Origin of the sequence: Planomicrobium soli, from assembly GCF_003014655.1 — a bacterium.
Lineage (GTDB): Bacteria > Bacillota > Bacilli > Bacillales_A > Planococcaceae > Planococcus > Planococcus soli_B.
On record NZ_PYAT01000001.1, the window covers coordinates 278,967 to 305,942 of the forward strand.

General features: G+C 42.8%; 30 protein-coding genes. 7 read left to right on the top strand and 23 right to left on the bottom strand.

Going from position 1 to position 26,976, the window contains the following annotated elements:
- Positions 1-3: 3 nt before the first annotated feature.
- Positions 4-903 (top strand): hydroxymethylglutaryl-CoA lyase, encoded by a 900-nt coding sequence (locus tag B0H99_RS01400; RefSeq protein WP_106531829.1) that lies wholly within the window; start codon positions 4-6, stop codon positions 901-903.
- A gap of 11 nt (positions 904-914) precedes the next feature.
- Positions 915-1,832 carry an alpha/beta hydrolase gene (locus B0H99_RS01405; protein ID WP_106531830.1) on the top strand — a complete coding sequence of 306 codons (918 nt, stop codon included), beginning with the start codon at positions 915-917 and terminating at the stop codon, positions 1,830-1,832.
- A 176-nt stretch (positions 1,833-2,008) separates the two neighbouring features.
- On the opposite strand, the gene B0H99_RS01410 is transcribed toward B0H99_RS01405, so the two are convergent.
- Entirely contained in the window at positions 2,009-2,254 is a 246-nt protein-coding gene (locus tag B0H99_RS01410) for a hypothetical protein (protein WP_245894331.1), read from the bottom strand.
- 241 nt (positions 2,255-2,495) lie between these two features.
- On the opposite strand from B0H99_RS01410, the gene B0H99_RS01415 reads away from it, so the two are divergent.
- Complete coding sequence (locus B0H99_RS01415; RefSeq protein WP_106531831.1) at positions 2,496-2,777, top strand: hypothetical protein; 282 nt, start codon at positions 2,496-2,498, stop codon at positions 2,775-2,777.
- Between the two features lie 97 nt (positions 2,778-2,874).
- Here B0H99_RS01415 and B0H99_RS01420 read toward each other — a convergent pair whose 3' ends face one another.
- The 5 genes from B0H99_RS01420 to yneA form a co-directional block, all read right to left on the bottom strand.
- The gene (locus tag B0H99_RS01420) at positions 2,875-3,108 is read right to left on the bottom strand and encodes a YneF family protein (protein ID WP_106531832.1); all 234 of its coding nucleotides are present in this window, start codon (positions 3,106-3,108) and stop codon (positions 2,875-2,877) included.
- 213 nt (positions 3,109-3,321) lie between these two features.
- A complete protein-coding gene (gene tkt, locus B0H99_RS01425) occupies positions 3,322-5,322 on the bottom strand; it encodes a transketolase (RefSeq protein ID WP_106531833.1) in 2,001 nt (666 codons plus the stop codon).
- Positions 5,323-5,409: 87 nt separating this feature from the next.
- On the bottom strand, positions 5,410-5,643 hold the full coding sequence (locus B0H99_RS01430) for a DUF896 domain-containing protein (protein ID WP_106531834.1): 234 nt from the start codon (positions 5,641-5,643) through the stop codon (positions 5,410-5,412).
- 58 nt (positions 5,644-5,701) lie between these two features.
- Positions 5,702-6,355, bottom strand: coding sequence for a YneB family resolvase-like protein (locus B0H99_RS01435; protein ID WP_106531835.1), 654 nt, complete (start codon positions 6,353-6,355; stop codon positions 5,702-5,704).
- Positions 6,352-6,669, bottom strand: coding sequence for a cell division suppressor protein YneA (gene yneA, locus B0H99_RS01440; protein ID WP_106531836.1), 318 nt, complete (start codon positions 6,667-6,669; stop codon positions 6,352-6,354). Before yneA ends, B0H99_RS01435 begins: the two co-directional genes overlap by 4 nt.
- Before the next feature lie 165 nt (positions 6,670-6,834).
- On the opposite strand from yneA, the gene lexA reads away from it, so the two are divergent.
- Positions 6,835-7,455: a transcriptional repressor LexA gene (gene lexA / locus B0H99_RS01445; RefSeq protein WP_106531837.1), complete on the top strand. Its 621-nt coding sequence runs from the start codon at positions 6,835-6,837 to the stop codon at positions 7,453-7,455.
- A 285-nt stretch (positions 7,456-7,740) separates the two neighbouring features.
- On the opposite strand, the gene B0H99_RS01450 is transcribed toward lexA, so the two are convergent.
- The 4 genes from B0H99_RS01450 to B0H99_RS17695 form a co-directional block, all read right to left on the bottom strand.
- On the bottom strand, positions 7,741-7,935 hold the full coding sequence (locus B0H99_RS01450) for a hypothetical protein (RefSeq protein ID WP_106531838.1): 195 nt from the start codon (positions 7,933-7,935) through the stop codon (positions 7,741-7,743).
- Positions 7,936-8,312: 377 nt separating this feature from the next.
- Positions 8,313-8,513 carry a hypothetical protein gene (locus tag B0H99_RS01455; RefSeq protein WP_106531839.1) on the bottom strand — a complete coding sequence of 67 codons (201 nt, stop codon included), beginning with the start codon at positions 8,511-8,513 and terminating at the stop codon, positions 8,313-8,315.
- A gap of 406 nt (positions 8,514-8,919) precedes the next feature.
- On the bottom strand, positions 8,920-9,717 hold the full coding sequence (locus B0H99_RS01460; RefSeq protein WP_106531840.1) for a glycerophosphodiester phosphodiesterase family protein: 798 nt from the start codon (positions 9,715-9,717) through the stop codon (positions 8,920-8,922).
- A gap of 368 nt (positions 9,718-10,085) precedes the next feature.
- Positions 10,086-10,259: a hypothetical protein gene (locus B0H99_RS17695; RefSeq protein WP_181313534.1), complete on the bottom strand. Its 174-nt coding sequence runs from the start codon at positions 10,257-10,259 to the stop codon at positions 10,086-10,088.
- 297 nt (positions 10,260-10,556) lie between these two features.
- On the opposite strand from B0H99_RS17695, the gene B0H99_RS01465 reads away from it, so the two are divergent.
- Positions 10,557-10,793 (top strand): hypothetical protein, encoded by a 237-nt coding sequence (locus B0H99_RS01465; protein WP_106531841.1) that lies wholly within the window; start codon positions 10,557-10,559, stop codon positions 10,791-10,793.
- Between the two features lie 43 nt (positions 10,794-10,836).
- Here B0H99_RS01465 and B0H99_RS01470 read toward each other — a convergent pair whose 3' ends face one another.
- From B0H99_RS01470 to B0H99_RS01480, 3 genes are all read right to left on the bottom strand, one after another.
- A complete protein-coding gene (locus B0H99_RS01470) occupies positions 10,837-11,520 on the bottom strand; it encodes a serine/threonine protein kinase (protein WP_106531842.1) in 684 nt (227 codons plus the stop codon).
- Between the two features lie 86 nt (positions 11,521-11,606).
- Positions 11,607-11,831, bottom strand: coding sequence for a hypothetical protein (locus B0H99_RS17655; protein ID WP_146137232.1), 225 nt, complete (start codon positions 11,829-11,831; stop codon positions 11,607-11,609).
- A 627-nt stretch (positions 11,832-12,458) separates the two neighbouring features.
- Positions 12,459-13,298: an STAS domain-containing protein gene (locus B0H99_RS01480; protein ID WP_106531844.1), complete on the bottom strand. Its 840-nt coding sequence runs from the start codon at positions 13,296-13,298 to the stop codon at positions 12,459-12,461.
- Between the two features lie 690 nt (positions 13,299-13,988).
- Here B0H99_RS01480 and B0H99_RS17700 point away from each other — a divergent pair.
- Entirely contained in the window at positions 13,989-14,156 is a 168-nt protein-coding gene (locus B0H99_RS17700) for a hypothetical protein (RefSeq protein ID WP_181313535.1), read from the top strand.
- Between the two features lie 110 nt (positions 14,157-14,266).
- Here B0H99_RS17700 and glnA read toward each other — a convergent pair whose 3' ends face one another.
- The 3 genes from glnA to B0H99_RS01495 all read right to left on the bottom strand — a co-directional run bounded on the left by glnA (position 14,267) and on the right by B0H99_RS01495 (position 17,375).
- Entirely contained in the window at positions 14,267-15,601 is a 1,335-nt protein-coding gene (gene glnA / locus B0H99_RS01485) for a type I glutamate--ammonia ligase (protein ID WP_106531845.1), read from the bottom strand.
- A gap of 39 nt (positions 15,602-15,640) precedes the next feature.
- Positions 15,641-16,024, bottom strand: coding sequence for a MerR family transcriptional regulator (locus tag B0H99_RS01490; protein WP_106531846.1), 384 nt, complete (start codon positions 16,022-16,024; stop codon positions 15,641-15,643).
- A 118-nt stretch (positions 16,025-16,142) separates the two neighbouring features.
- On the bottom strand, positions 16,143-17,375 hold the full coding sequence (locus B0H99_RS01495) for a methionine gamma-lyase family protein (protein ID WP_106531847.1): 1,233 nt from the start codon (positions 17,373-17,375) through the stop codon (positions 16,143-16,145).
- A 109-nt stretch (positions 17,376-17,484) separates the two neighbouring features.
- On the opposite strand from B0H99_RS01495, the gene B0H99_RS01500 reads away from it, so the two are divergent.
- Positions 17,485-18,090: a trimeric intracellular cation channel family protein gene (locus B0H99_RS01500; protein ID WP_106531848.1), complete on the top strand. Its 606-nt coding sequence runs from the start codon at positions 17,485-17,487 to the stop codon at positions 18,088-18,090.
- Between the two features lie 61 nt (positions 18,091-18,151).
- Here the strand turns inward: B0H99_RS01500 and B0H99_RS01505 are convergent, their stop codons facing one another.
- The 7 genes from B0H99_RS01505 to mutS form a co-directional block, all read right to left on the bottom strand.
- A complete protein-coding gene (locus tag B0H99_RS01505) occupies positions 18,152-18,451 on the bottom strand; it encodes a rhodanese-like domain-containing protein (protein ID WP_106531849.1) in 300 nt (99 codons plus the stop codon).
- A 107-nt stretch (positions 18,452-18,558) separates the two neighbouring features.
- Complete coding sequence (hfq, locus tag B0H99_RS01510) at positions 18,559-18,783, bottom strand: RNA chaperone Hfq (RefSeq protein WP_106531850.1); 225 nt, start codon at positions 18,781-18,783, stop codon at positions 18,559-18,561.
- Positions 18,784-18,794: 11 nt separating this feature from the next.
- Positions 18,795-19,751: a tRNA (adenosine(37)-N6)-dimethylallyltransferase MiaA gene (gene miaA, locus B0H99_RS01515; protein WP_106531851.1), complete on the bottom strand. Its 957-nt coding sequence runs from the start codon at positions 19,749-19,751 to the stop codon at positions 18,795-18,797.
- Positions 19,744-20,664: an alpha/beta hydrolase gene (locus B0H99_RS01520; RefSeq protein WP_106531852.1), complete on the bottom strand. Its 921-nt coding sequence runs from the start codon at positions 20,662-20,664 to the stop codon at positions 19,744-19,746. Before B0H99_RS01520 ends, miaA begins: the two co-directional genes overlap by 8 nt.
- Complete coding sequence (locus tag B0H99_RS01525; RefSeq protein ID WP_106531853.1) at positions 20,661-22,322, bottom strand: glycerol-3-phosphate dehydrogenase/oxidase; 1,662 nt, start codon at positions 22,320-22,322, stop codon at positions 20,661-20,663. Before B0H99_RS01525 ends, B0H99_RS01520 begins: the two co-directional genes overlap by 4 nt.
- Before the next feature lie 231 nt (positions 22,323-22,553).
- Positions 22,554-24,401 carry a DNA mismatch repair endonuclease MutL gene (mutL, locus tag B0H99_RS01530; protein ID WP_106531854.1) on the bottom strand — a complete coding sequence of 616 codons (1,848 nt, stop codon included), beginning with the start codon at positions 24,399-24,401 and terminating at the stop codon, positions 22,554-22,556.
- A gap of 4 nt (positions 24,402-24,405) precedes the next feature.
- Positions 24,406-26,931: a DNA mismatch repair protein MutS gene (mutS, locus tag B0H99_RS01535; RefSeq protein ID WP_106531855.1), complete on the bottom strand. Its 2,526-nt coding sequence runs from the start codon at positions 26,929-26,931 to the stop codon at positions 24,406-24,408.
- Positions 26,932-26,976: the final 45 nt, after the last annotated feature.

The window sequence follows — 26,976 nt, forward strand, 5'->3', positions numbered from 1 at the left end:
AGTATGTTTAGTTTACCAAACAAAGTGACGATTATCGAGGTGGGTCCACGTGATGGCTTGCAAAATGAAGCGAAACTTGTTTCCACGGAAAACAAATTGGAATTTATAGCAGCCCTGCAACAAGCAGGCATTGAGGAAATGGAACTCACTTCATTCGTATCGCCTAAATGGGTGCCTCAGATGGCTGATGCCAAAGAAATTGTAAGCGCTGTCCAAAAAGTGGGCCGGCAATTCGTTTTAACACCAAATGAAAAAGGGATCACTTCTGCTTTAGAAGCTGGAGCCCGGGCGGTCGCCGTATTTGTAGGCGTCTCTGACTCTTTCAACAAAAAGAATATAAACAAAACGACAGCGGAAAGCATGGAAACGCTGAAACCGCTTATTATCAAAATGAAACAGGACGGCATTTTCGTCCGCGCTTGCATTTCCACTGCATTTCATTGTCCGTTCGAAGGCGCCATCAAACCCGAAGATACCATAGCGCTGTGCCGTAAGTTTGTCGACTGGGGTGTCGATGAATTGAGTGTAGCTGATACAATCGGCATGGCCACACCAACAGAAAGCTATGCATTGTTTAAAAAATTAAATGACGCTTTTCCAAGAGTGTTAATGACGGCTCATTTCCATGATACGCGTAAAATGGCAATCGCTAATATTTTTGCGGCCCTCCAAGCTGGCGTCAGCCGATTCGACAGTTCAGCCGGCGGTCTAGGAGGCTGTCCTTTTGCTCCAGGCGCCACAGGCAACGTTGCTACAGAAGATGTAGTAAATATGCTGCACCTGATGGATATTGAAACAGGCATTGATTTGGACCGATTGTGCGAAGCCGTATCAAAAATAGAGCCTTATGTCACCGATTCCATAAATACCGGTATGTATACGCTATATAAAAATCGCAAATAGGAGTGATGTTTATGGCAAAGCGGCTTCTTTGGTTTACTGGAATTTTTTCAAGCCTTACTGCGTTGACCACGGTTTCGGGTTTTGCCATATCCAATCAGCTCATGTACTTGAAGAAAAAAGACGAGAATTTGATTTTAGAGCGGGAAACTTCTGCAAAACGTTACGATGAGTACTGGTATGCCAATGTAAAAAAAAGCGATCAATGGATCGAATCGGCGAATGGCTATCCGGTCAAAGCAATTTTTCTGGAACCCCATGGTACCCATCGTTACGCCATCATCTGCCACGGTGTAACAGAAAACAAAGTAAATTCATTCAAGTATGCCCGCATGTTCGAACGTCTGGGCTTTAATTCAGTAGTTTACGATCACCGCCGCCACGGAGATTCCGGCGGGAAAACGACAAGCTTTGGCCATTATGAAAAAATGGACTTGCAAGCGATTGTTTCTGCTTTGAAAGCGCACGTCGGACCGGATTTGATATTTGGCATCCATGGTGAATCAATGGGAGCCGCCACTACTCTTTTATACGCCGGAATGGAAGACAGCGCTGCTTTTTATATATCCGATTGCGCTTATTCCGATATTGCCGAGCAAATCCAACATGTCATGAGAACGAAGACGTCTCTCCCCACTTTTATCAGCATGAAACTTATCAGTATTTTTTTAAAGCTTCGCGATGGTTATTCCATACACAGTGTATCACCTCGTGAAGCCGTAAGAAGCATTAAAAAGCCTGTTTTGTTTATTCATAGCATACATGATGAATTTGTTCTGCCAAAGATGACGCAGGAATTGTATGAGCTGAAACCGGAACCGAAAGAACTAAAGCTGTTCGATGAAGGTGCTCACGCCCAGTCATTTAATACCAATCCCATGGACTATGAAAAAACAGTGGAAAACTTTCTAGTTAAGTTTGGATTGTTATAAAGAAGAATGAAAAAGCGATTTCACAAGATAACTTAACTTTAAAGCCCATGAAGGAAAAGAAATGCTTTTCCTTCATGGGCTTTGTGTTTTCTAAAAACTAGCGGAGCGGACAACAGCCACTTCTAATCCTGTTTATTTTTCTTTTTCTGCCGATTTTTTCTTGTTCAGAACCAGTTTCATTCCAGCTTCTCCTTCTGCACCAATAAACAACTTGTAACCGGACCTGATTTTACTACACCCGTAATATGAAGTTCAATGGTGTCCAAACTGTAATCGGTCAAGTCTTTGGCCAGATCGTTAATCTTATCAAGGGATAGAGGGAAAGCTTTTCTAAGTTCGTTTTTCTTTACCTGAAATTGGCCTTTTTCTTCTTCTTCAATCAATGGCATGAATATGATGAATTCCTCTTCTTGACCAGACATCTCTCCACCTCCTCTTGCTCACACTCTTTCCCACTCCATTGCCTTTTCGAAAATTCTTAAACACCTGTTTATCAGAAGTTTTCCGGTCAACCGTTCTTTAACCTTCTTTTCAAAAACCAAATCATACCCCGTTTCTTAATCACTAAACCTAAAATTCATCATTAAATCATAAAAAAATTTATTTTCCTCTTTTATTTTTCTTTTTTTTGCGTATAATTCAATTATTGAAGGAGGAATGTATATGGAAAACACTACTTTCCAAGAACTTAAACGACTGAACACAAACTCGGCACATGCTATGGGCTTCTTGGTTGCTGGGATAATTGCCTTGTTTGCAGTTGGCTTCCAGCAACAATCAGTGCCTGCGTTTCTTCTTGCCGGTGTATTTACCTTAAACCTGATACTTGAATCACGCGCATATAAAGAAAGCCTTAAAAACGAAATGATAGCAGCTAAACAAAATAACCTAATGAAACATTTGTCTAATGAAACTATGAATAAGCAGGATAAAACCCTTTCATAAAGAACTTCCAGGGTTTTCCATGATAATATCAGAAAGATCTACAATAAAAAAATAAAAACCCACTAAATTTATTAAAAAATTTAGTGGGTTTTCTATTTTACTTTTTAGCGGGTTTAGTAGAAGCTTTATTCATTTGAGCCATCATTTGATTGATTTTCTTCTGAGACGGTTTTTGTCCCATTTGCATCATCATAATACGGAGCATTTCTTCATTAATCGGTGGGTTTTCTCTCAAATACTTCATCATATATTGACGAGCGATGAAAAAGCCTAGAGCAACACCGGCGATCAACGCCACGATTACTATTACGATCCAGATCCAAGTAGCCAAATTTGTTACCTCCTTCGCGTTGCCTAAATAAGTACTGCACCACAAAGGATTATACTATAAAAACTTAAATGTGACTACAACAAAAGCAGAAGCAGGCATGAAGACACTTCTTTTAAGAACAGGCCTTGGTTAAAGTGCTGGCTCTTGTCCTCTTTAGGAATTTGTTTTTAGACAGAATGAAAAAGCGGAGGCGATGGACGCCTCCGCTCGTTATTATTCTTGGATCAATTTTTTAACGCGAGCTACAACATTTTCAGGAGTAAATCCGAACTCCTGCATAATGCGTTCACCTGGAGCACTTGCACCAAAGTGGTCAATCGCCAGAATGTCGCCTTCGTCGCCTGTATAGCGTTCCCAGCCGAATGAAGTACCCATTTCAATTGCCAAACGTTTTTTCACTGTTGGCGGAATAACCGATTGCTTGTATGCTTTATCTTGTTTTTCAAAACGGTCCCATGAAGGCATAGAAACAACCGAAACGGCAATTCCTTCTTCTGCAAGTTGTTTTTGTGCGTCAACAGCAAGGCTGACTTCCGATCCTGTCGCCAAAAGCAAAGCTTTTGGATTGTCAGCAGGCGATACCACGTATGCGCCTTTTTCAACGCCTTCACGAGCCAACTCACCGCTGTGCTCAAGTACTGGCAAATCTTGGCGTGACAATACCAATAAATTCGGCATGGATTTAGAAGTCAAAGCTAAGCGCCACGCTTCCTTCGTTTCGTTTGCATCAGCTGGACGAATGATCCCCAGATTCGGCATTGCTCGCAGTGAAGCCAGCTGTTCAACTGGCTCATGAGTCGGACCATCTTCTCCAACAGCTACACTGTCATGTGTGAAAACATAAGTGACCGGCAAGCCCATTAAAGCAGCCAGGCGAATCGCTGGACGGACGTAATCGCTGAATACGAAGAACGTACCACCAAACACATGAAGGCCGCCGTGGAGCGCCATGCCATTCAATGCAGCACCCATCGCAAATTCACGTACACCAAACCAAATGTTGCGGCCCGCAGGATTTTCTGCATCGAAATCGCCGCCGCCTTTAATGTTCGTTTTGTTTGAACCAGCAAGGTCGGCGCTTCCTCCGAAAAATGATGGAACTGCTTTAGCAATCGCATTTACCATATCGCCTGAAGAAGCACGAGACGCTTGCTTTTTGCCAACTTCATACTCCGGAAACTCTGCATCGAAGTTTTCTGGCAAGCCTCCACTGATTGCGCGCTGCAATTGGGCTGCAAGCTCTGGATGCTGTGCTTCATATTCTGCGTACAATTCGTTCCACGCTGTTTCCGCTTTTGCGCCAAGATCTTCTGTCGCATTCGTGAATGTTTCATAAACTTCTTCTGGTACATGGAAATCCTGGTCGAAAGTCCACTCGTAATATTCTTTCGCCAGTTTCATTTCATCTTCACCAAGCGGCGCACCGTGAACATCTGCCTTACCGGACTTGTTTGGAGCACCATAGCCGATGACTGTTTTAACTTCAACCAAAGTTGGCTTGTCAGATGATTGTTTTGCTTGTGCAATTACAGCAGAAAGGTCTTCTAAGTTGTTGCCGTCTTCTACACGCAAGTAATTCCAGCCATAAGACTCAAAACGTTTTTGGATGTTTTCAGAGAAACTCTTGCTGAGCTCGCCGTCCAAAGAAATGTCGTTGCTGTCATAAAGTACGACTAACTTGTTTAGTTGCAAATGGCCAGCAAGAGAAATCGCTTCTCCTGCAACACCTTCCATTAAGTCACCGTCTCCGCACAAAGCGAAAGTATGGTGATCGACGATATTTAAATTATCTTTGTTATATGTAGCAGCCAAATGACGTTCAGCCATCGCCATGCCGACAGCCATGCCAATTCCTTGACCAAGAGGTCCAGTTGTCGCCTCTACTCCAACGGTGTGGCCGTATTCTGGATGTCCTGGGGTTTTCGAGTCCCATTGGCGGAAGTTTTTGATTTCATCGATTGATAAGCCATAGCCGCTTAGGTGAAGCAAGCTGTATAAAAGCATGGATCCGTGCCCTGCCGACAATACAAAGCGATCTCGGTTGAACCACTCCGGATTTTTCGGATTGTGGTTCATGTGTTTCGTCCATAATGTATACGCCATAGGAGCAGCTCCCATCGGCAATCCCGGATGGCCCGAGTTAGCTTTTTCGATAGCATCGATGGAAAGCGTGCGAATCGTTGTTACTGCAAGTTTATCTGCTAGAGTCGACATAAAAACATCCTTTCTGATTCAAAAATTATTCTACTAATCTAGTTTAGTCAACTAATGTAAAGAATACAACGAAAAAGAGAATAAGTATTAATTCAAATACTTATTCTCTCGGATATTTTTGACCTTTTCAGGAGTTACATCATTCCCGTTCGGATCAATAACTTTTACATTTTCAATTGTGCCGCGCATTGTTTCCCGAAAAGTTTGCAAATATTCTTGCCGCAATTGGGATTGTTCTTTAGCTTCTTCTAAAGACAACCCAATGCTTTTGGATTTGCGGGATAATTCGTTAATGCGTCTCAATTTTTCTGGTGATAACATAGACATCCACCTTTCTTCTTTACATATCGTATAAAAAAAGAAAGATTTCTGCAAAGATTTAGCTCTGAGAAAACTTTTCATATTCTTTGAATCTTCTATGGACAGTAGCTTTGCTCGCTTGATAGCCGAACCCTTGTAAAGTAGTTGCAATTTCATGAAAAGTCAGCCCGTTAGCTTTTAAACTGACAATCTGATCAATCGGCAACTCAAGGCGTTCGCGCCCTTCAGGATTTCCTCTGCCCTTTAAATTTTTTTCAGGCTTATAGCCATTCTCGACAGCTCTTTTCATGCCACGTTTAATCTTAGCATTATGGATTTTCCGCTGGTATTCTTCAACTATCGCTAAAATTTCCAACACCATATCGTCCATATCGTTTAGTGCAATCGGTCCTTGATCTGATAAGGTATACACCTCGACTTCGTACTTTTTCATCACATGCAAAAGCGCGATTCGTGCATGCCCGCGTCCTAACCGGGTTTCATCCTGAACAAAAACGGCCGCGACTTTCTCAGTTTTGATGCAGTTCAACAACTCAAGCAAGCCTTCCCGGTCCATTTCATAGCCGCTATGCTGGTCTGTAAAAACTCCATCAACTATATATCCTTGTTCAGTTGCAAATTTCATCAATTCTTCTTCTTGTCTTTCCAGGGAGGATTCCTGCGTATCCTTTGTAGTACTTACCCTGCAATAGATGAGTGCAGCTTTTCTCATTCAGCATCACCAGCTAATTTTACCGTATCATCCGGTATATATTTTAACTGGTCAGAAGGAATTTTTATCGATTGCCCTGCAATGATATGAGGAGTAGACAAGTCGTTCTCTTTCATAATCTGCTCTATCCATTGCTGGTGAGGAGTATTTCCGCTGAAAGCTTCCGCCAATGTCCAGAGTGTATCGCCTTCTTTGATTTCAACATGGCTAACTTGGGCTTCATCGCCTTTGAGTGAAAGGACTGTGTAGAAGGAAAATGTAAGGATAAGGGAAAAGAATAAAATCAAGTAAGAGTTCCGTTGAATGAATGTCATAAAAACCGCCTCCTAAGAATATGTGTTCGGAATGTATGTTCTCATATTAATGCGAACAGATGTTTTTGTCAACAATAAAATTCGAACCTATGTTTGCATTTCAAAGCCCAAGTTGGTATACTATTGGTAGAAAAACAAGAAGTATAACTAAAAGAGGTGAAACTGTTGAAAAAAGTATCGAAACGCCAAGAAGATATCTTGACTTTTATAAAAGATGAAGTTCGAGCAAAAGGGTATCCGCCTTCCGTCCGTGAAATTGGTGAAGCAGTTGGTTTAGCATCAAGTTCAACTGTCCATGGCCATTTAGCGCGTCTCGAAAGCAAAGGGCTGATCCGCCGGGACCCTACTAAACCGAGAGCAATTGAGATAATTAGCACTGAAGAAGCGCTTATAGAAAAAAGTCCTGTTCTGCACGTCCCATTAATCGGTAAAGTCACTGCCGGTCTTCCAATTACGGCTATTGAAAATGTCGAAGAATATTTTCCGTTGCCGCAATCTTACGGTTCTGATGACGACCATATTTTCATGTTGGAAATCATGGGTGAAAGTATGATTGAAGCCGGTATATTGAACGGCGATTTTGTTGTAGTGAAACAGCAGCAAACTGCTAACAATGGCGATATTGTCGTGGCTATGACGGCTGATGATGAAGCAACGGTTAAACGCTTTTTCCGTGAGGAAAACTATTTCCGACTGCAGCCTGAAAACTCTTCGATGGATCCTATCATAGTAGATCAAGTTTCCATTCTAGGAAAAGTGGTCGGAGTTTACCGCCAAATTCATTAAAAGAAAGACGTTGAGCATATTAGCTCAACGTCTTTTTAACTTTTTAAAACTCCTATTCCGTTCTTCCTTAAGCAATGGCCCTTTATATTTTGCAAGGTTTTCAATGCTCCCTCCTCTTTTGCGCAAAGTTTTTTGCAAAAAAACTTCAAACTACTTTCATGGAAAGCTTTAGTTTTTTTAGATTCCCCACAGTGTTAAAGGACCGTATTGATTACCGGACCAACCGCTTAAAAAAGAGCAGCAAAAAGGCCATCACTCGGTTCGAATGATGGCCTTTTCTGATTTTTACAATTCGTTGATGACGATGTATTTAACCAGATTTATGGTGATTCGATATATTTTGCCGCTTGGTTCGTCTGTAATCTCATAAGTGCCATTAGAAGGGATTTTTCCTAGTGCAGCTTCTTTATCTACTGCCTCAACATTGTGAATGATAGAATTTCCTTTATCAAAACAAAACTCAACTTGAAATCTTTTCATCATAGTTCCTCCTTCAACTGGTTGATCAGTATGTACCACTTCAGTTTAGCACACCCTGTACTTTATTGTGTGCTATACCATTCGGGGCAGGCCATTACTTTCAAACCTCATATTTCATTTTCTGTCAGCTTTTTCTCGAGCACTCAACTACCTTTGCCGGAGACACCTTTTCACTCTCTCCACTTTTCTCATCTTATTCATTTCATGCATCCTACTTTTTGATTAATTTCCGGCTGGCGCCGCCTAGCTTAGTAAACTGCATGGAATTCATTTCTGCCACAATTCCATTAGCGAGTGTTTCTAATAAAAAGAGGATGCCCCGTTTTCAAAGCCTAAAAAGCTTTGAAAACGGGGCATCGGTTTTTTTATGAACAAGTTTAAGTTGCAGAATCTACTTTTCGCTGTTCAGTAATCCACCAGTCAATATGAGCGGAATCGAAGAAAACGGTATCGCCATATGACTTCTTATGCGGAATCTTTCTTCTTGCCAGAAACTCATGCAGTTGATTTTCTGAGATCGGATAATCCACCGACTCCAAGTATTCCAGCAAGCTTTTTACCCCTTGGATTTTACTCATTTAATCACCTCCCACAAAATCCTCTCCGCAAATATGCAAGAGAAAATTCAGTACGAGTTATTAAATTATGGGGGTATATTAATTATACCCATTTTCTTAAGGAATATTCCTAAAACCAACTAAAAGTCCTAGCTTCTATCTAATCTTGAACTTTTTCAGTTAGCGAGTAAAAAAACAATTTTTCTTTGCGTCCTGACTTCTTTAAAACTGTATATGTCTCTTTTTCAGCAGTCGATAATCTTTGCCTTCATTGAACAGGAGAAATACGGTTTAGAAACAAAAGCAGGTGATTGGAAAGCATTTTATGTTCGAAGCATCGTTAAAGCATGGTTATCTGAAACAAGTAGACGATCAAAAACGAAAAAATTAACCTATATCCCGAAATGAACGGAATATAGGTTAAACGTTAATGGCCAACACCAGTTATATTATCAGTAAAAATGCCATGAGCTCCTATCGCTTTCCATTTTTCAGCAATTTCTGCTGAGTTGACGGTGTAAAGGTGAACCAACAATCCAAGCTCCTTCGCCGTTTTGATATATTCTTCATCAATTTTTTCAAAATATGTTCCGATGCCGACTGCATATTCGGAGATTTCTTGCATTCGTTTCCTGGCATCCGGACCTGTTACCGGATCTCTTTCCAACTTAACCAAAGGAATTGTGCTGTCGAAGGTCCGCATCCTTTTTAAACTTTCTTCGCTAAAAGACTGAATGACCACTTTGCCTTCCGGCAACCGTTCATCCAAAAGATTATTTTGCTCAAGCAACTCGAACAACTCATCTTCAATACCTTCATTTTGTTCCGGTTTTTTTGTTTCAATATAATAGTTAACTGTTTCACCAAATTCATCGATGATTTCTTGTAAGGTAGGAATTTTTTGGCCTACATACTCTTCCTTAGCCATATCCGGAAATTTCTGATTGAACCAAGATCCTGCATCCAGACGCTTTATCTCAGGCAAAGTCATTTCTGAGACAATACCGCTTCCATCTGTTGTTCGATCGACGGTTAAATCATGAAGTGAGACCAGTACCCCATCCTTACTCATCTGGACATCGACTTCCAAATAATCGGCTTCCTGTTCTTTCGCAAGTCGATAGGCAGCCATTGTATGTTCGGGAGCTTGCACACTGGCGCCACGGTGGGCGATAATAAGGAACTTATTAAGGTTCATTAACGTAGTTTCATTTTTAATCTTCATATATATTGCCCGCTTTCTTAGCTAATGATTAGAGAAATAATTTTATTCTGCATACGAAAAACCATTATATGCAATGCTTCATCCATAGAGATTTGAAGCGTAATTTTTCTCGCAAATTTGCGTCCAAATAAGTGGCGTCCACTTCCATACCTGCTGACTTTTTGCTTTAACCTAACTTTAAGAAATTTTAATTAATGTATTAGTTCCCTGTAGGATTGCTTATAAACAAATATAAAGCAGTTAATCTATATTTTATAAAGGAACTTTAACGTTAATGTGCTTTCATATACCAATTGAAAGCGGCACTTCAATATACAAAAGAAACAAGCGTCGAATCTAACGCTTGTTCCTTTTCGTAGGCTTCTGTTCTATTCTTCTCTGCGTATTTCTTCTCGAACCATTAAATTTCGTATTGTATAATAATCCAGACTTCTCAAATCTTCTCCTTGGGGTCCCGACGACACTCCTAACTTTTCTAATTCCAAGATCCAATTCTCGCGTTTTATATCTTCATTTGTGAATAGAACTTTATGTTTTCGCACTATATATCCTCCTTTAAAAAATGTATAAAATATACAAATTATTTTTAAAATAGTTTGAATATTCCTTATTTTCCTTCTTTCTTAAAGATTAAACCTTTTATTAGTAAATCACCCCCGTCTATATATTTTAAAAATAGCTTTTGATGGTCGCTTAATAGTTTTCAGAGTTTTTTACCAATATTTTATTTTTTCCTTTTTTTGGTTAGAATCTGTGTTATAATAAAAAAAGATCATAAATCTTGGATTCTTACAGACTTTTATTAGTCAATTTCCAAAACTGGAAAAGGAGGAATCTGTATGAAATATGAACATATCAAGGAACTTCTGCAAACGGTAAGCTTTTATAATACCGTTAACATCACTCAGACATTCAGTAAAGAAAATCAAGATTATATCACTGTTAAGAGTGTTAAAAACACAAGTATTCTTCAAATGACATTTATTCAGACCGGACAAATTGTCTTCTATAAATCAATTGACCAAGCATCAAAGGTAATCGAACACAGTTTGAGACCTACAACAACAATCTTATGAAACCATAATAAAACCACCGATCATAAATAGATCGGTGATTTTATTATGGTTTTTTCCAATAATTTGTTTGTTTAAATACGGTTCCCATGAAATCTTCAAAGGAGGGATAGTACTTTGACCACTGATGATACCATTTGCGGATTGTTTCTAAAAGCCAATACGGCATTGGGGTTCCGGAGATGAATTGATAATATTCATCGTAGGCCTTTTTCAAATGTTCCCAGCGAAAATCATTTCCGGGCTGTATGTACTCGGACACATCCAGAATTTTCGCTCTGCCTTGTTGCAGCAAAATGTTCTTCAAATGGATATCACGCGGGTTTAATCCTTTATCACGTACTATACTTCTTGCAGTTTCTACATCTTGAATAGCCTGAGCAGGAATGGGAATGCCTTGCAGCAAACAGTCAAAAAGCGTCGGCCCTTCTTCATAGGTTAAAACAAGAAATTTTTCCGTCGCTGCAAAGCAGGTAGAAAAGAAAGGAGAAGGCTCTAATATGCTGTACACTTGCGCTTCCGCTTTTATTTTATTTAACTTTTGTTCTGCATACACTTTGAAGGCATAAGAAGGAGCTGATAGAGCTTGAAAAACCGCCGCGTCTGTTCCTACTCCAATGCATTTTAAGTCTGGCGATGAACCGTGAATAGTTACCGGTTCATTATTCGGATTGGATGAAACGGTTATATTCACTAATTCTCGCGATGCAGCTTCCCACAAACCAGCCATTTTTATTCTCCCCCCCGGGCAAAAGCCTTCGATTGGCAGAAACCCTTTTCGTATTCTTTTAGAACATTAGTTTTCAGAGGATAAAGTTACCCACCTCTTCGTGAAGTAAAAACAGGATCTACCTGATCTTTAATCTTCACTAATTTGACGTCCTGCTTATTAAAAAGATTCAGCTCTCCAAAAGTGTCTTCATATTGGACAATCTGTTCCGCCTGCACGTTATCGGCCACTTCCTCTTTTGAGTTCGCCTCTACTGTCCTTTCGACTACTAGCCCCTTTTCTATATAATACTGGATAACGTATTTCTTCATGTCTTCACCTCCTTGATAATAAAATTCTGCGCTGAAAGGGAATAACCCTTCAACATCCAAACTATACTTCCGTTTTGTTTCGATATAAAAAGAGCCTTTCTTTAGAAGAAAGGCTCTCAGACTGTAGACAAATTTTAGAACTGATGAATAACGATGGATAAAACCAACCGGACCGGCCACTTCGCTTTCCGTGGGCTCGGCTTCAGTCTCCTCGCCGCTAAAACACTGCTCCCGCATCACTGCGCTAGTTTCGTCGCAAAATATGGCCCAAATGCCGTCTGGGCCATATCTACCTGCCGGGCGAGTCGCTCCGTCGTTTCACTCCGTCACTGCTCCCACAGGAGTCTTCGTAGTCGGTCCGGTTGGGCGTCTTGCTTGAATTCAGGAGACGATATCTCCCACTGCAGAAATAGCTAATTTAAGGCGCCTTATATGCTGGCGGCAGAGCGCAAGGCGGCGACTCCAGCGGGACCAGCGCGAGCCGAAGACCCTGGACAGAGCGAAGCGAAGGAAGCGGCTGAGGCCGTGCCCGCGGAAAGCGTCCGCCTGAAGCGAAATGAAAAAAGCTGCCGAGAGTTTCTCGACAGCCTGAAAAGAGCCTTTCTTTAAAAGAAAGGCTCTTTTGATTCATGCATTAATTTCTGTTTTATCCATCGCTTGCACTAATGTGCTGTATACTTCGATTCCTGTAAATTGGATGCCTAATTGAACAGCTGTTTGGGCAATTTCAGGACTAATTCCAGATAGCGCAGTTTTCACTCCTATAATTCTCAGCCCGTATATTAACTGAAAAATTTGTTGAGCAACCATCGTATCGATAATCGGCACCCCAGATAAGTCAATGTACAATTTATCAATATTATGCTTTGAACTTTGTTCCAACGCTTTTTCAAAAATCACTTGTGAACGATAGGTGTTGATCTCTCCTACAAGCGGAAGAAGCCCTGTATGTTTTGACAGCAATATAATGGGTGCACTCATTTCAACAATCAGTTCTTGCTGTGCTTGCAGCCGACTTTGCGCAGCTTCTGTATTTTGAACCGTAAACTCCTGAATGATATCGCTTATAGCATCAACCACTCCAAGATTCCATTCAAAAATCTGCTCATGCGTCACAGCTTCTTTGTTTTGCTTATAAAACTCTTCGATAAGAGATAAATATTGCTTTTGCGTATTAAAAAACTCTTCCAATACTTCTTCCAGGGGAGTTGCTATATGCGATTCATCTTTTGCTATCTCTTTAATCCATTGTTGGAATTCACTAATAAACTCATCATGGTCTTTTGAGAACATCGAGCAAAAAAGAACATGAAAATCATAGTTTTGTTTTTTTAGCTTTTCGATTTCTTCTGGATCGGTTGTGCTGTATATTCCTTTTTTGCTCTTATCTAAGGACTTGTACCATTGCTCTGTCATCCATTCATTTCTTTGGCATAAAAACTCGTGCAATTGTTCATTCTTCAGCATCTTGATTCTCCTTCGCCCAAAACCAGCTTTTTCGCAAAGCTAGGTGTACGGTATATAAGTCGATATACATGTTCATTGTGCATACTTTTTCTGCATTACATTAAATAATAAAGTAAACTTAGTATTTATGCATCCTTTTTGCAGTAAGTATAACCATTTTGAGGAATTGGTACTTCTAAAATGAAGTTTTTGCCTAAGAGTATGGGCATGAAACGCCTGAAAAAGGAAATAAACTTTTATTTCTTGGTAGTGCTACTTAACACATAGGCGCCGTTTGGTCATTTCTTCCTAGTCATCTAGTCTAACGTCTTACAGGGCAATTACTTTTCAATTGGGCTGATGTCATATTCAATTCAAACTATTCATTCTATTTAAATTTGGTTATGGTAACCTATTTATAGGCACAAAACATTTACGGCAACTTCCAGACGTAAATGGTTTTGTATACTGACTTTCCCCCCCTTAAGCCAGAACGTGCCTAATTTAAAAATGAGTAGTTCCATTTGCCGCTAGAGCATACTTGCTTTGGCGGTCTTTCTATTTCTTAAACAGTTTGATTTTAAGATAGGTTTGCTGGTCTAATAAGGTTTGCACAATAGACTGGTTGAACTTATATGGTTTGCCTGGTACGCTATTTTAATAGATAACAAAAAGCTTTAAGAGGAATAGCAGCTGACAGGGGACAGAGCGATGGAAAAGAAGAACGACAAGAAGAAAGAGAACGGCATAGTTAAAGATTGCTTTGCGGAATTGGGAATGCACATTTTGTTTGAAATTATTATTAATATCATCTGGAACATTCTTCTTTTTATACCACGTGTAATTATCCGCTTCCTTTTAAGAGTGTTTTCTTGGTAATAATACGATCATGATGAATAAAAGCCATACTGAAGTGCAGTCGCAAATAATAACCCAAAAAAGTCATATTAAAACCGCCGGAGCAAAAGCTCCGGCGGTTTCGTTTTTTCTTAATACATTTTCAAGTATTGCTCGCGCTCCCATGGGTGTACATTAACGCGGAACATGTCCCACTCGATTTCTTTCGCCTCGATAAAGTTGTGAAGGATGTGTTCGCCAAGTGCGTTCTTCATCACTTCGTTATCTTGCAATTCTTGAAGGGCAGCATATAGTGTAGCTGGCAGATCTTGAATGCCAACTGCTTCGCGCTCTCTTCTGTTCATTGCATAGATGTTGCGGTCTACTGCTTTTGGCGGCGTCATTTTTTTGCGGATGCCGTCAAGACCAGCACTTAAAAGTACTGCCATAGCCAAGTAAGGATTAGCAGCAGGATCGACAGATCGGATTTCAACACGTGTTGACAAGCCGCGTGAAGCCGGAATACGGATCAACGGGCTCCGGTTTTGCCCTGACCAAGCCACGTAACAAGGTGCTTCGTAACCAGGCACTAGACGTTTGTATGAGTTTACTGTCGGGTTAGTGACAGCTGTGAAACCTTGTGCGTGCTCTAAAATTCCAGCAAGGAATTGGTAAGCCGTTTCACTCAATTTCAAATCGCCATCTTCATCCAAGAACGTATTTGTGTTGCCATTGAACAAGGAAACGTTCATGTGCATCCCTGAACCGTTTACACCAAACAATGGTTTCGGCATGAATGTCGCGTGAAGTCCGTGTTGGCGCGCGATTGTTTTAACAACCAATTTAAATGTTTGGATATCATCGCATGCTTTGATCGCATCTGCGTATTTAAAATCGATCTCATGTTGGCCAGGAGCCACTTCATGGTGAGAAGCTTCAATTTCAAAGCCCATCGCTTCCAATTCCAAAACGATGTCGCGACGGCAGTTTTCACCTAAATCCATCGGCGCAAGGTCAAAATAGCCGCCATTATCATTCAGGTCAAGAGAAGGTTCGCCTTTTTCGTCTAATTTGAAAAGGAAAAATTCCGGTTCTGGCCCAAGGTTGAAATGAGTGAAGCCTAGTTCTTCCATTTCTTTTAATACGCGTTTCAAGTTATTGCGTGGATCTCCTTCAAACGGAGTACCATCCGGACGATAAATATCGCAGATCAATCGGGCGACTTTCCCTTTGCCTGTAATCCAAGGGAATACAACCCAAGTATCCAAGTCCGGGAACAAGTACATATCGGATTCTTCAATGCGGACAAATCCATCAATTGAAGAGCCGTCGAACATCATTTTGTTGTCAAGTGCCTTATCTAATTGAGAAATAGGAATCTCTACGTTTTTGATGATCCCCAGAATATCGGTGAACTGCAAACGGATAAAGTTTACTTCTTCTTCTTGCACTAAACGTTTAATGTCTTCTTTTGTGTACTTAGCCATGATTTCACTCTCCTATGTATGTTTATGTAAGCCCGTATCTTAGTGAAAGAAACGGGATAAATCACCGGATCGGTATCCGCCGCGTTCATGGGAACGGGTTTGCAGGATTTCTTCCCGCAAGATTTGGCGCAGTTCAGCATCGCTTACTGTTTTGGGCTCTGCCATTTCCAGTTTTGGTTGCACTCTCATATCAAAGATTTTCTTAATGCCGGCAATGTTTATGCCTTGGTCCAAATACTCTTTGATTTCAAGAAGGACATCCACGTCGTTTAAAGAAAACATGCGTTTGTTGCCTTCTGTGCGGGCAGGGCGAATTAACTCGTGCTCTTCGTAATACCGAATTTGGCGCGCTGTCAAATCCGTCAGCTGCATAACTATGCTAATGGGCAGAAGCGGCATCGATCGTCGAACGCGATTCGTCATTTTGTTTCACCCACTTTATTTAGTACTACTCTTTTAGTGTAATAGATGTCAGTTTTATTGTCAACTCCATGTTACTTTTCCTTACACAAAAAAATTCACCACATTTGGTGGCGAAATTTTATAAAAGATTTTCTTTTTTCAAAGCGTCAACTGAGTTTAAAACGGCAATTTTTACATGTTCATAGGTCAAGCCGCCTTGGACAAAAGCAGTATATGGCGGACGAATCGGACCGTCCGCTGTTAGTTCAATGCTTGACCCTTGGACAAACGTCCCGGCCGCCATAATAACGTCGTCTTTGTATCCAGGCATATAGGCCGGCTCTGGCTTAAAGCGGGCATTGACAGGCGAACTCGCTTGAATCGTCTGGCAAAAAGCAATCATCTGCTCTGCGGTCTTGAACGATACAGATTGAATCAGATCTGTCCGCTTGTCGGTGTAATGAGGGGCGGAAACCATACCTACCGATTCAAGCAGCGCTGATGTAAATATTGCGCCTTTTAAAGCTTGCGCTACAATATGCGGAGCCATAAAAAAGCCTTGATACATATCAGGCAGGGTGTTTAGAGATGCGCCAGCCTCCCCTCCGATTCCAGGGGATGTCATGCGGAATGCGCATTTCTCGACCAAGTCCTGTTTGCCGGCAATATAGCCGCCGATTTTGGCTAAGCCGCCTCCCGGATTTTTGATAAGTGAACCGGCCATTAAATCCGCTCCAGCTTCGATTGGTTCACGATCTTCCACGAACTCTCCATAGCAATTGTCGACAAATACAATTGCTTCCGGCTTTAACTGGCGGATTTGTTGTATCATGCCCTCTATCTCGTCAACCGTAAAAGAAGGCCGTGTGTCATAACCGCGCGACCTTTGGATTGCTATAACTTTGGTGCGCTCATGGACGGCTTGCTCCACCGCGTTCCAGTCCACTTTATTCTCAGCGTTCAAACTGACATGCTGGTACCCGATGCCAAAATCGCGCAGCGAACCTGTGTCTCGCTCTCCTCCCGAAACGATGGACTCTAATGTGTCGTAAGGTTTTCCTGTGATGTAAAGAAGGTCATCTCCTGGCCGCAAAACCCCAAACAGCGAAATGGTGATGGCATGTGTACCCGAAATGATTTGTGGACGCACAAGTGCCGCTTCCGCTTTAAATACATCTGCATAAACGCGTTCAAGTGTATCTCGGCCATCATCGTCATAACCGTATCCGGTCGACGGATTGAAATGGTGGTCGCTGACTTGCTGTTGCTGAAAAGCTTCAAGCACTTTTTGTTGATTCAAAAAAGCGATATCGTCCGCTTTTTTTAATTGAGGCTGGATTTGTTCTTCTATTTTGTTTATCGCAGTTAGCATCAAATTCTCCGTTCTATTTTGTTCACTCTTCTATTATGGAACCCCACTTGAAAATGCGTCAAATTCTGCTACAATTCATAGAGTTGCACTTTTTAGGAGGATACAGAAATTGGCTTGGGAAGTATTAAGTGCCATTGGGACGATTGCATTCGCCGTCTCTGGCGCAATTGTCGCTATGGAAGAAGAGTATGATATTTTTGGTGTTTACATTCTCGGGGTTGTCACTGCTTTCGGCGGAGGCGCAATCCGAAATCTATTAATAGGTGTTCCAGTTTCAGCGCTTTGGGAACAGGAAATGATGTTCCAGTTGGCCTTAGCGTCAATAACGATCGTGTTTTTATTTCCCCACAGATTGCTCGGCCACTGGAACCGATGGGGGAATTTTTTCGATGCCATCGGCCTTTCAGCTTTTGCTGTTCAAGGGGCTATGTATGCCGTTGAATTGGAACTGCCAATTTACGCTGTTATAGTTGCTGCTATTTTGACCGGTTCGGGCGGCGGAATTATCCGTGATGTGTTTGCCGGTAGAAAACCGCTTGTTTTTAAAGCCGAAATATATGCAGTATGGGCGGCAGTCGCAGGTTTAATTATCAGTTTTGAAATTATCCGCATCGATTTGGGATTATATATTCTATTTTTAGCGATTACCATTTTACGCATATTGTCGTACACCTTCAAATGGAGGTTGCCGACACGCCATATCCAGTCACTTTAAAAAAACAGATCGAAGAGCTAAATGTCTCCTCGATCTGTTTTTATTTGCTTAGAATGCACGATTAGGCGATAACTTCGCCGTTCCAATCCATCATGCCGCCTTCTACGTTCACCGTTTGATAGCCGTTGCTTGCCAAGTAGTCACAAGCCATTGCGCTGCGGCCGCCCGCTTTACAAATCACATGGTATTCTTTTGCTTCATCAAGCTCGCTAATTTGTTCAGGCAATTGACCAAGAGGAATATGAACTGCTCCTGGCACCATGCCGTATGCGACCTCTTCCGCTTCACGGACATCGATCAAATTCAAATCTGCCCCAGATTCCACAAGTTTTTGTAAATCGTCTGTTGTAATGGATTTCACTGCATGTTACCTCCCGATATAAAATCTCTTCACTTTAGAAATGGTATACTCCACGCTTTCCGCTGTCAACGAAAAGGACCAGCCGAAGATCCGGCTGGTCCTTAGATTCACTCTTGGTGTTCGATAGCGACAGCTTTAGCCGGAGAGAAGGTGGAGATTGCGTGTTTGTAGATAAGCTGTTGCTTGCCATCTGTCTCAACCAGTACCGTAAAATTGTCGTAAGATTTAATGGTCCCTTTCAGTTGAAAACCATTTAGTAGAAATACAGTAACAAAAATATTGTTTTTACGAAGCTGATTCAAATAGACATCTTGAATATTAACCGGTTTCATGTGAATCCCCCTTATATCTCCTGCTCTTTATTTTGTACATCCACTTTTTCAATTCGACGCTTCCGTTCTTTTTCCTGCATAAAGGCAAGAATTTCCTGAAAGTTTTTTTCCGGATCTTTTAAAGCATCAATCCAGAGAATGGGCAATTTGTTTTTAAAGTAAGTGAACTGTCTTTTTGCATACCTTCTGGAGTTTTGCTTGAGCTGACTGATTGCCTCCGCCAGTTCTAGTTTCCCATCGAAATAAGCATAGAACTCTTTATAGCCAATAGCCTGAATCGACTGGACATCCTGAATTCCGCGAGTATACAGCGCCCTTACTTCTTCCAGCAATCCGGCTTCCATCATAGCGTCTACCCGTTTGTTGATGCGGTCGTACAGCAATTCTCTGGGTAAATCTAAGCCGATGATCACTTCATTGTACATCGGGGACAATGCAAGGGTACGGTCTGTTTTTTCTTCGCCGCTTAGCAAAATTTCAATTGCCCGCACCACCCGCCGCGTATTATTTGGATGAATATCCGTTTCCGGATCCAAGGCCAACAGTTTAGCGTGCATATGGTTAGGGCCAAACTTCTCCAGCTCTTCATACAGTTTTCCCCGTAAAACCTCATCCAGTTGTGTTTCTGCAAACCGGTAATCGAACAGCACTGCCTGCACATACATGCCAGTGCCACCGACAATAATCGGCAATTTGTTCCTCGATTTGATTTCTTCGATTTTGCCGCGCACCAATTTCTGGTATTCCGCTACGGAAAATGCTTCATCCGGATTTTTAATATCAAGCAAATGATGGGGTATCCCTGCCATTTCCTCCGGTCTTATTTTCGCCGTCCCGATCGACATATCGCGGTAAATTTGCATAGAATCCCCGTTGATGATTTCTCCATCTAACCGGTTTGCCAATTCCAGGCTGAGCGCGGTTTTTCCGGAAGCCGTCGGTCCGACAATTGCCACTACATCAATCATATTTGTTCAACCATCCTAAAATTGTTTGATAATGCACAAGTTTATCTCGTTCATTGAGCAGCTCATGCCGCCCCTCTTCTGCCAGAAAAACGGTCACGTCTTCTAGTCCTGCTTTTGCATATTGTTCCGCCGAACGAAAAATGCCTTTGCCGTTGCCGCCAACCGGATCTTTTGCTCCACTGATCAGAAGGACTGGAAGTTTTTTCCTGATTTTACCCACTTCAGCCGGTTTATGGATCAATGCCAGGCCGCTGAACAAATCTACGTAAAATTGATTTGTCGATGGAAATCCGCACATGGGGTCATTAACGTATTTGGCAACTTCCTCAACATCACTGCTTAACCAAGCAAAAGGCGATTCTTCTTCTTTGAACGCCTTGTTGAAATTGCCGAATGTCATTTTTCCCAGCAAGGAACTTACTTCGGTCTTGCCTTGTCTTTTTACAGCCGCTCCGGCAAACAAAAGGCCGGCCTTTCCGGCCGCCCCTGGATTCCCGCCAGTCCCTGATAATACGACTCGGCTCAGATCCTCGCTGTAGAGCTGCATAAAGCGCCGGGCAACAAATGAACCCATACTATGGCCGAATAAAACCAGCGGCAAACCGCCGGTTTCAAGTTTCATTGCATCGATTACATTTTTCACATCTTCTACGACGCGGTCAAACCCTTTTTCATCGCCAAAAAACCCTTGGGTTCCATTACGCTCGGCTGTCCGTCCATGGCCGCGGTGATCGTGGCCAGATACAGAATAGCCGTTGGCCGTTAGAAAACGGGCAAAGTTTTCGTAACGGCCAATGTGTTCTGCCATACCATGGATTAAATGTACATGCGCTTTCGGATTTTCCGCTTCATAGAGTTCGTAATAGATCTCATGGCCATCCGATGCAACCATGAAATTCCTGGTAATTTTCATCCCAGTACATCCCTTCCATAACGGGTTGCTACTTTAATTTCCTCAAGCAATTCTTGTTGGTAAGCTTCTTTTTGCTCTGGCGTGTACTCCAGCGCATGGCTCATATACTCGAGTACTCCTTCTTGATAGCGTACGACATCCTGAATGTGGAAATACAAGTCCCCTGTTCTTCTGATGAAAAAATCGCTCGGAGTGCGCGCCATTTCTTCTTCGATGGCGTATTCAACAACAGCGGCCAGCGTCTTCGGTATGCCGCCTGGAATGTTTTCAGAAAGATCTCGGTAGTAGCTGAACACTTTTTCTGCATTTGTACCGAAAAACTGGGCATATAATCGGCCTTGTTCAGGGCTCAAGCCATATTGTTGGGATAGCACCGCAGTGTTATGGACAAACGAAGCGAAATTTTTCGAACCTCCAAAATCTCCGCCGGATAATGGCAAATGCTTGGTTTCGCTTTTGCCGAACTTAACGCCGGTTTCCTTCTTCAAAAGTTTAACTACTTTGTCCATCACTACTTCCGCCATTTTCCTATAGCCGGTAAGCTTACCGCCCGCAATGGAAATTAACCCGTTTTCGGATACCCAGATTTCATCTTTCCTAGAGATATCCGACGGATCTTTTCCTTCTTCGTATATAAGCGGCCGGACGCCTGCCCAAGTCGACTCAACATCTTCCGGAGCCAGCTGGACCAATGGGAAAGTTCGTTTAACTGCCATGATCAAATAATCGACGTCTTTCTTTTCGGCCGCCGGCGAAATCGGATCTTCATCGTAGAAATCATCTGTAGTGCCGACATACACTTTTGTATCTCTTGGAATCGCGAAAACCATCCGTTTATCCGGTGTATCAAAATAAACTGCTTGTTTTAGCGGGAACTTTTTCTGGTCAACAACAATATGTACCCCTTTTGTCAACCGCAGCTTCTTCTCTGGTGTTTCCGCATCGAAATCCTGTACTTCATCAATCCATGCACCCGTTGCATTGACAACTTTTTTTGCAAAAACATCAATGGATTCTCCGTTTACCAGATCTACAGCTTGCACACCAGAAATCTTGCCGTCGGTATAAATGAACCCTTCAGCTTTTACATAATTCAAACAGACCGTTCCCAGTTCAGCGGCTTTTTTCATCGTTTCGAGCGTTAGTCGCGCATCGTCTGTCCGGTATTCAACATAATAGCCGCCTCCGACAAGGCCATCCCTTTTCAATAGGGGTTCTTTGCTCAATGTTTCCGCTGGATCCAGCATAGTCCGGCGTTCCGCCTTTTTCACGTTTGCCAGCAAATCATATGTGCGGAGCCCGATGGACATGAAGACCGGTCCAAAAGTTCCACCCTTATAGAACGGCAGGAGCATCCGTTTCGGTTCAGTAACATGTACCGCATTCTCGTAAACAATCTCACGCTCTCTTCCGACTTCCGCTACGATTTTCAATTGGAAATTTTTCAAGTAACGCAAACCGCCATGTACTAACTTTGTGGAACGGCTTGACGTTCCTGCAGCAAAATCCTGCATCTCAAGCAGCGCAACACTTAATCCCCGGGAAACAGCATCGAGCGCAATTCCTGCTCCGGTGATCCCTCCTCCGATAATAACCACATCAAATTCGTGATTAGACATATGCCCTATTTGTTGTGTTCGTTGTTTTGCAGAAAACATACGCATTCCTCTCTCTCATATAAAATGGCGAGTTGTTATGGCATTTTCTTCCCTCGCTGTGGTTCATCCAGCAATTCATAAATCAGTAAAGGGAAAAAAGACCCTGTTATAATGCTCTACCCTTCCCGATTCAGGATAAAACAGCGTGACACAGTTTATGAGAAATAAAGAGAAACTTTCCCGGCAGAAGATTCTATTCCTTCCCCGGTTTTGATAATAGGATAAAATGCATCACATTACGCGCTTGAACATTTTTTCTACGTCGTATGTCTTAAAATGGATAATGACCGGCCTTCCATGCGGACAAGTGAACGGCTGCTCCGCCACTTTCAAATCGGCAAGCAGCCTTTCCATTTCATGCTTCTGCAAATAATGATTCGCTTTTATCGAACGTTTGCAACTCATCATGATTGCTGCATCTTCGCGCAGCTTTTTAACGTCCACTTTCCGTTCATTTAAAACTTGTTCGATCAAATCTTCGACTACTTCCTGTTCAAATCCTGCTGGAAACCATGTTGGATGGTCCCGGACAATAAAAGAAGTATCGCCGAACTCTTCCAAAAACACTCCATTGTCATGTAATGCATCGAGATTTTCTTTCAAGCGCAAGGCTTCGTCCCGGCTATAGTGGAATGTCATGGGCAAAAGCAGCGCCTGGCGCTCTGCAACGTCGATATGACCTACTTTTTCGCGGAAATATTCATACTTGATGCGTTCTTGTGCCGCATGTTGGTCAATCAAGTAAAACCCGTCGCTGCTTTGCGCCACAATGTAAGTACCGTGGATCTGGCCAACCACTTCCAATTCCGGGAATTGCGGAGTTTCCTCTTCCACTTCCGCAACCTCCTCCAAAACCTCTTCTGCTGCTGTTTCAATCTGAAGCTCTTTTAAAAGGGGAACCGGCTCGCTTCTAATTTCATCAGTTGTCTCTCTTACAAACGCTTCGCTTGTCTTTTGTTCTTCTTTTGGCAATGCCAATGAATCGAGCTTCGCTACCGGTTCTTGCACCGTATAAGTGCTTCTCCATATATCCAACTGCTTAGACGGCATAGGTTTTGGCGCTTTCGGTTTTTCTTTTTCAATAACCGGTGCCCGGACTGTACCGCTGATCGTTTGGCGAATGGAAGAATAGATCAGCTCCATCAACTCTTTTTCTTTGCTCAAACGAATCTGCTGTTTCGCTGGATGGACATTAACATCCGTCAAATAAGGGTCCCCTACAATATTGAGAACCACGATTGGCTGCCGCTCGAGCGGCAAAAACGTATGATACGCCTGGTGCACCGTATTGGCAATCGCGTAGTGTTTGACCCAGCGGCCGTTAACGAACAAAGAAATATAGTTTTTATTGGCGCGCGTGATTTCCGGCAAGGAAGCAAATCCGGATATTTTATAATCCTGGGACTGGCCTTCAAACGGTATCATTTTTTTAGCAATCGATACGCCGTAAATATCAGCAAGCACCCGTCTCATTTCACCGCTTCCGGCTGTTTGGAGAATGGTCTTTCCATCATGGGCCAGCTTGAATGAAATCGTTGGATAACTTAACGCAAAACGATTGAGCAAGTCAATGGTGTGCCCAAGTTCTGTCTGCAGTGTTTTCATGTATTTCAGCCGGGCTGGTGTATTGAAAAACAGCTGATCAATTTTGATGTCGGTTCCTTTACGGAGAGACCCGGCTCGGTGTTCCACAAGGCGACCGCCTTCTAGACGGAGAAAGGTACCTGATTCGCCTGTAGACGTATGAAGCGTCACTTTTGAGACTGATGCAATACTCGCAAGCGCTTCTCCCCGGAATCCGAGCGTCCGTATACGGAATAAATCATGTTCATTGGCGATTTTGCTCGTTGCATGCCGTGAAAATGACAGCAGCGCATCTTCATCATCCATTCCGGCACCATTGTCGATAATTTGAATTGATGTCAGTCCTGCTTCAATCAGCAATACTTCTATTGCCGTGCTGCCGGCATCTATAGCGTTCTCCACCAACTCCTTGACGACGGAAGTCGGCCGTTCCACCACTTCCCCCGCAGCAATTTTATTGGATAAGTTTTCTTCCATCAACCGAATCTGGCCCATCGTCTCATCCTTTCTTGCTTAGTTTCGCCTGCAAATCATTCAACAGCTGCAGTGATTGTAGAGGCGTCATCGCTGCAATATTGACGTCCGCGATCGCCTGGAGCACTTCTTCAGTATCGGTATCCCGTTCATCAAAAAAGGACAGTTGCTCGACGTGGCTGACTTTCTGTTTCTTTCCTTCTTCAAAGCTTTTTAACAAATCGCGCGCACGGCCAAGTATTGCTTGCGGTAAATTGGCCAGTTCGGCAACGTGGATGCCGTAACTTTTATCAGCCGGACCGTTTTTTACTTTGTGCAGAAATACCACTTTGCCGGACTGCTCCATAGCCGCAACATGGACGTTGTTCAACTTGTCCAGGGTTTGGTCCAATGCCGTAAGTTCATGATAATGCGTTGAAAACAGCGTATTAGCCCCGATATGGTCATGGATATATTCAATCATCGACTGCGCAAGCGCCATGCCGTCATAAGTGGAGGTCCCCCGTCCGATTTCATCAAATAGCAAAAGACTGCGGTCCGTTGCATGTGTGATAGCGTATTGCGATTCAAGCATTTCGACCATGAACGTACTTTGTCCGGAAACGAGATCATCCGCCGCACCGATTCGGGTGAAAATCTGATCGACAATCGGCAAATTGGCGGATTCTGCCGGTACATAGCTGCCAATCTGTGCCAAGACGATGGTCAAGGCCACTTGGCGCATGTATGTACTTTTACCGGACATATTCGGTCCAGTAATCAGCATCATATTCTGCTGTTCGGTCAGCACACAATCGTTCGGGACGTAATGCTGTTTGTTAAGCATTTTTTCGACGACCGGATGCCGTCCGTCAATTATTGAAATTTCCCTTGAGTCATTAAATTCCGGTTTAACAAAGCGGTATTTTTCAGCGACATTCGAGAAGCTCACATATACATCCAATTCGCTTAAAGTCGACGCAAGCTTTTGGATGCGTGATATATACTGCTTTACTTCATCACGAATTTGGACGAACAATTCATATTCCAGCGACAAGCTTTCTTCTTCCGCAGTCAAAATAAGCGCTTCTTTTTCTTTTAATTCTGGTGTAATATAGCGTTCTGCATTTGCCAGCGTCTGTTTTCTTTCATAACGCTCCAAATCGGCCAAATGCATATTCGCTTTCGACACTTCTATATAATAGCCAAAGATTCGGTTATAGCCGATCTTCAGCGATTTGATGCCTGTCAATTGGCGTTCTCTTTGTTCAAGTTCTGCGATCCAGTCTTTGCCGTTGCGAGATGCATAGCGGAACTGGTCCAGCTTTTCGTTAAAACCTTCGCGGATAATGCCCCCTTCTTTTGCAGACAAAGGCGGATTTTCACTGATGGCTTCCAAGAGCTCACATACCTCGCCGCAACGGTCCAACTTTTCACCGAAAGCAGTTAATCTTTCACTTCCAGAATTAGCGAGTTCGCTTGCAATGGCAGGAACTTTCTCGAGGGAACTGCGCAGTTGGGCGAGATCTCGGCCGCTTGCGCTGCCAAAAGCTATGCGTCCGCTCAGACGTTCCAAATCATAAACTTCTTTTAACAATCCCTGTAACTCCACTCGCGTGAAATACTGGGAAATCAGCGCTTCCACCAATTGCTGACGCCCTTCGATCATTCGTCTATTGGCAAGCGGCTGATGAAGCCATTGTTTGAGCTTTCTGCTGCCCATTGCCGTTACTGTTTCATCGAGCAGCCAAAGAAGCGTACCTTTTGCTTCTCCTCCGCGAATCGACTGCAATAGTTCCAGATTGCGTTTGGAGTGGAAGTCGATTGTCAGCAACTGGCCATTTTCGTTGAAAGAAAAGGTCTGGATGTGCTGCAGCGATTGCTGTTGTGTTCTTGCAATATACGTTAACAGGCGGCGACAGCCCATCTTCAGCTCTTCCGGGCATTCTGCAAGCAGTGTTTCATCTGCAGCGTAGGAAAATTCCATCGGCTCGATCGACAGCACCACATCCTGCGCTTCTTCATTCAACAAGAGAAACAATTGGTCCGAGACGACAAGCTCCCGGATGTGGAGAGACTGCAATTCCTGCAGGAGCGCCTGGCCAGCTCCCGTTATGTATGTAGCCGTAGCTTCTCCGGTGCTGATGTCGACATACGACAAGGAAAAGCCGCCTTCAAGTTCTTCAGCAGCCGCAATAAAATGATTGGACTTTGAATCGATGCTTTTCCCTTCTGTATGCGTTCCGGGCGTGACGAGCCGGACAACTTCCCGCTTCACAACGCCCTTTGTCAGTTTCGGATCTTCCACTTGTTCACAAATAGCCACTTTGTGCCCTTTTTGAATCAATTGGTCGATATAGTTCTGCGCAGCATGGTGGGGAACACCGCACATTGGAATGCGGTCATCGCCGTTCCCTCCACGGCTTGTCAAGGTAATTTCAAGAAGCTGTGACGCCTTTATTGCATCATCGTAAAACATTTCATAAAAATCCCCGAGGCGGAAAAACAAAAACGCGTCCTGGTATTCGGCCTTTACTTGCAAATATTGTTGGATCATTGGTGTCGGTGCCATTTTAAAACCTCTTTCACGGTATTTCGTTATCTTGCTTAGACGGTC

Coding starts and splice junctions, on each gene's coding strand:
- B0H99_RS01400 (WP_106531829.1), top strand. CDS start 4: ATGTTTAGTTTACCAAACAAAGTGACGATTATCGAGGTGGGTCCACGT.
- B0H99_RS01405 (WP_106531830.1), top strand. CDS start 915: ATGGCAAAGCGGCTTCTTTGGTTTACTGGAATTTTTTCAAGCCTTACT.
- B0H99_RS01410 (WP_245894331.1), bottom strand. CDS start 2,254: ATGTCTGGTCAAGAAGAGGAATTCATCATATTCATGCCATTGATTGAA.
- B0H99_RS01415 (WP_106531831.1), top strand. CDS start 2,496: ATGGAAAACACTACTTTCCAAGAACTTAAACGACTGAACACAAACTCG.
- tkt (WP_106531833.1), bottom strand. CDS start 5,322: ATGTCGACTCTAGCAGATAAACTTGCAGTAACAACGATTCGCACGCTT.
- B0H99_RS01430 (WP_106531834.1), bottom strand. CDS start 5,643: ATGTTATCACCAGAAAAATTGAGACGCATTAACGAATTATCCCGCAAA.
- B0H99_RS01435 (WP_106531835.1), bottom strand. CDS start 6,355: ATGAGAAAAGCTGCACTCATCTATTGCAGGGTAAGTACTACAAAGGAT.
- yneA (WP_106531836.1), bottom strand. CDS start 6,669: ATGACATTCATTCAACGGAACTCTTACTTGATTTTATTCTTTTCCCTT.
- B0H99_RS01450 (WP_106531838.1), bottom strand. CDS start 7,935: ATGAAAAGATTTCAAGTTGAGTTTTGTTTTGATAAAGGAAATTCTATC.
- B0H99_RS01455 (WP_106531839.1), bottom strand. CDS start 8,513: ATGAGTAAAATCCAAGGGGTAAAAAGCTTGCTGGAATACTTGGAGTCG.
- B0H99_RS01460 (WP_106531840.1), bottom strand. CDS start 9,717: ATGAAGATTAAAAATGAAACTACGTTAATGAACCTTAATAAGTTCCTT.
- B0H99_RS01465 (WP_106531841.1), top strand. CDS start 10,557: ATGAAATATGAACATATCAAGGAACTTCTGCAAACGGTAAGCTTTTAT.
- B0H99_RS01470 (WP_106531842.1), bottom strand. CDS start 11,520: ATGGCTGGTTTGTGGGAAGCTGCATCGCGAGAATTAGTGAATATAACC.
- B0H99_RS17655 (WP_146137232.1), bottom strand. CDS start 11,831: ATGAAGAAATACGTTATCCAGTATTATATAGAAAAGGGGCTAGTAGTC.
- B0H99_RS01480 (WP_106531844.1), bottom strand. CDS start 13,298: ATGCTGAAGAATGAACAATTGCACGAGTTTTTATGCCAAAGAAATGAA.
- B0H99_RS17700 (WP_181313535.1), top strand. CDS start 13,989: ATGGAAAAGAAGAACGACAAGAAGAAAGAGAACGGCATAGTTAAAGAT.
- glnA (WP_106531845.1), bottom strand. CDS start 15,601: ATGGCTAAGTACACAAAAGAAGACATTAAACGTTTAGTGCAAGAAGAA.
- B0H99_RS01490 (WP_106531846.1), bottom strand. CDS start 16,024: ATGACGAATCGCGTTCGACGATCGATGCCGCTTCTGCCCATTAGCATA.
- B0H99_RS01495 (WP_106531847.1), bottom strand. CDS start 17,375: ATGCTAACTGCGATAAACAAAATAGAAGAACAAATCCAGCCTCAATTA.
- hfq (WP_106531850.1), bottom strand. CDS start 18,783: ATGAAACCGGTTAATATTCAAGATGTCTATTTGAATCAGCTTCGTAAA.
- miaA (WP_106531851.1), bottom strand. CDS start 19,751: ATGATTGATGTAGTGGCAATTGTCGGACCGACGGCTTCCGGAAAAACC.
- B0H99_RS01520 (WP_106531852.1), bottom strand. CDS start 20,664: ATGAAAATTACCAGGAATTTCATGGTTGCATCGGATGGCCATGAGATC.
- B0H99_RS01525 (WP_106531853.1), bottom strand. CDS start 22,322: ATGTTTTCTGCAAAACAACGAACACAACAAATAGGGCATATGTCTAAT.
- mutL (WP_106531854.1), bottom strand. CDS start 24,401: ATGGGCCAGATTCGGTTGATGGAAGAAAACTTATCCAATAAAATTGCT.
- mutS (WP_106531855.1), bottom strand. CDS start 26,931: ATGGCACCGACACCAATGATCCAACAATATTTGCAAGTAAAGGCCGAA.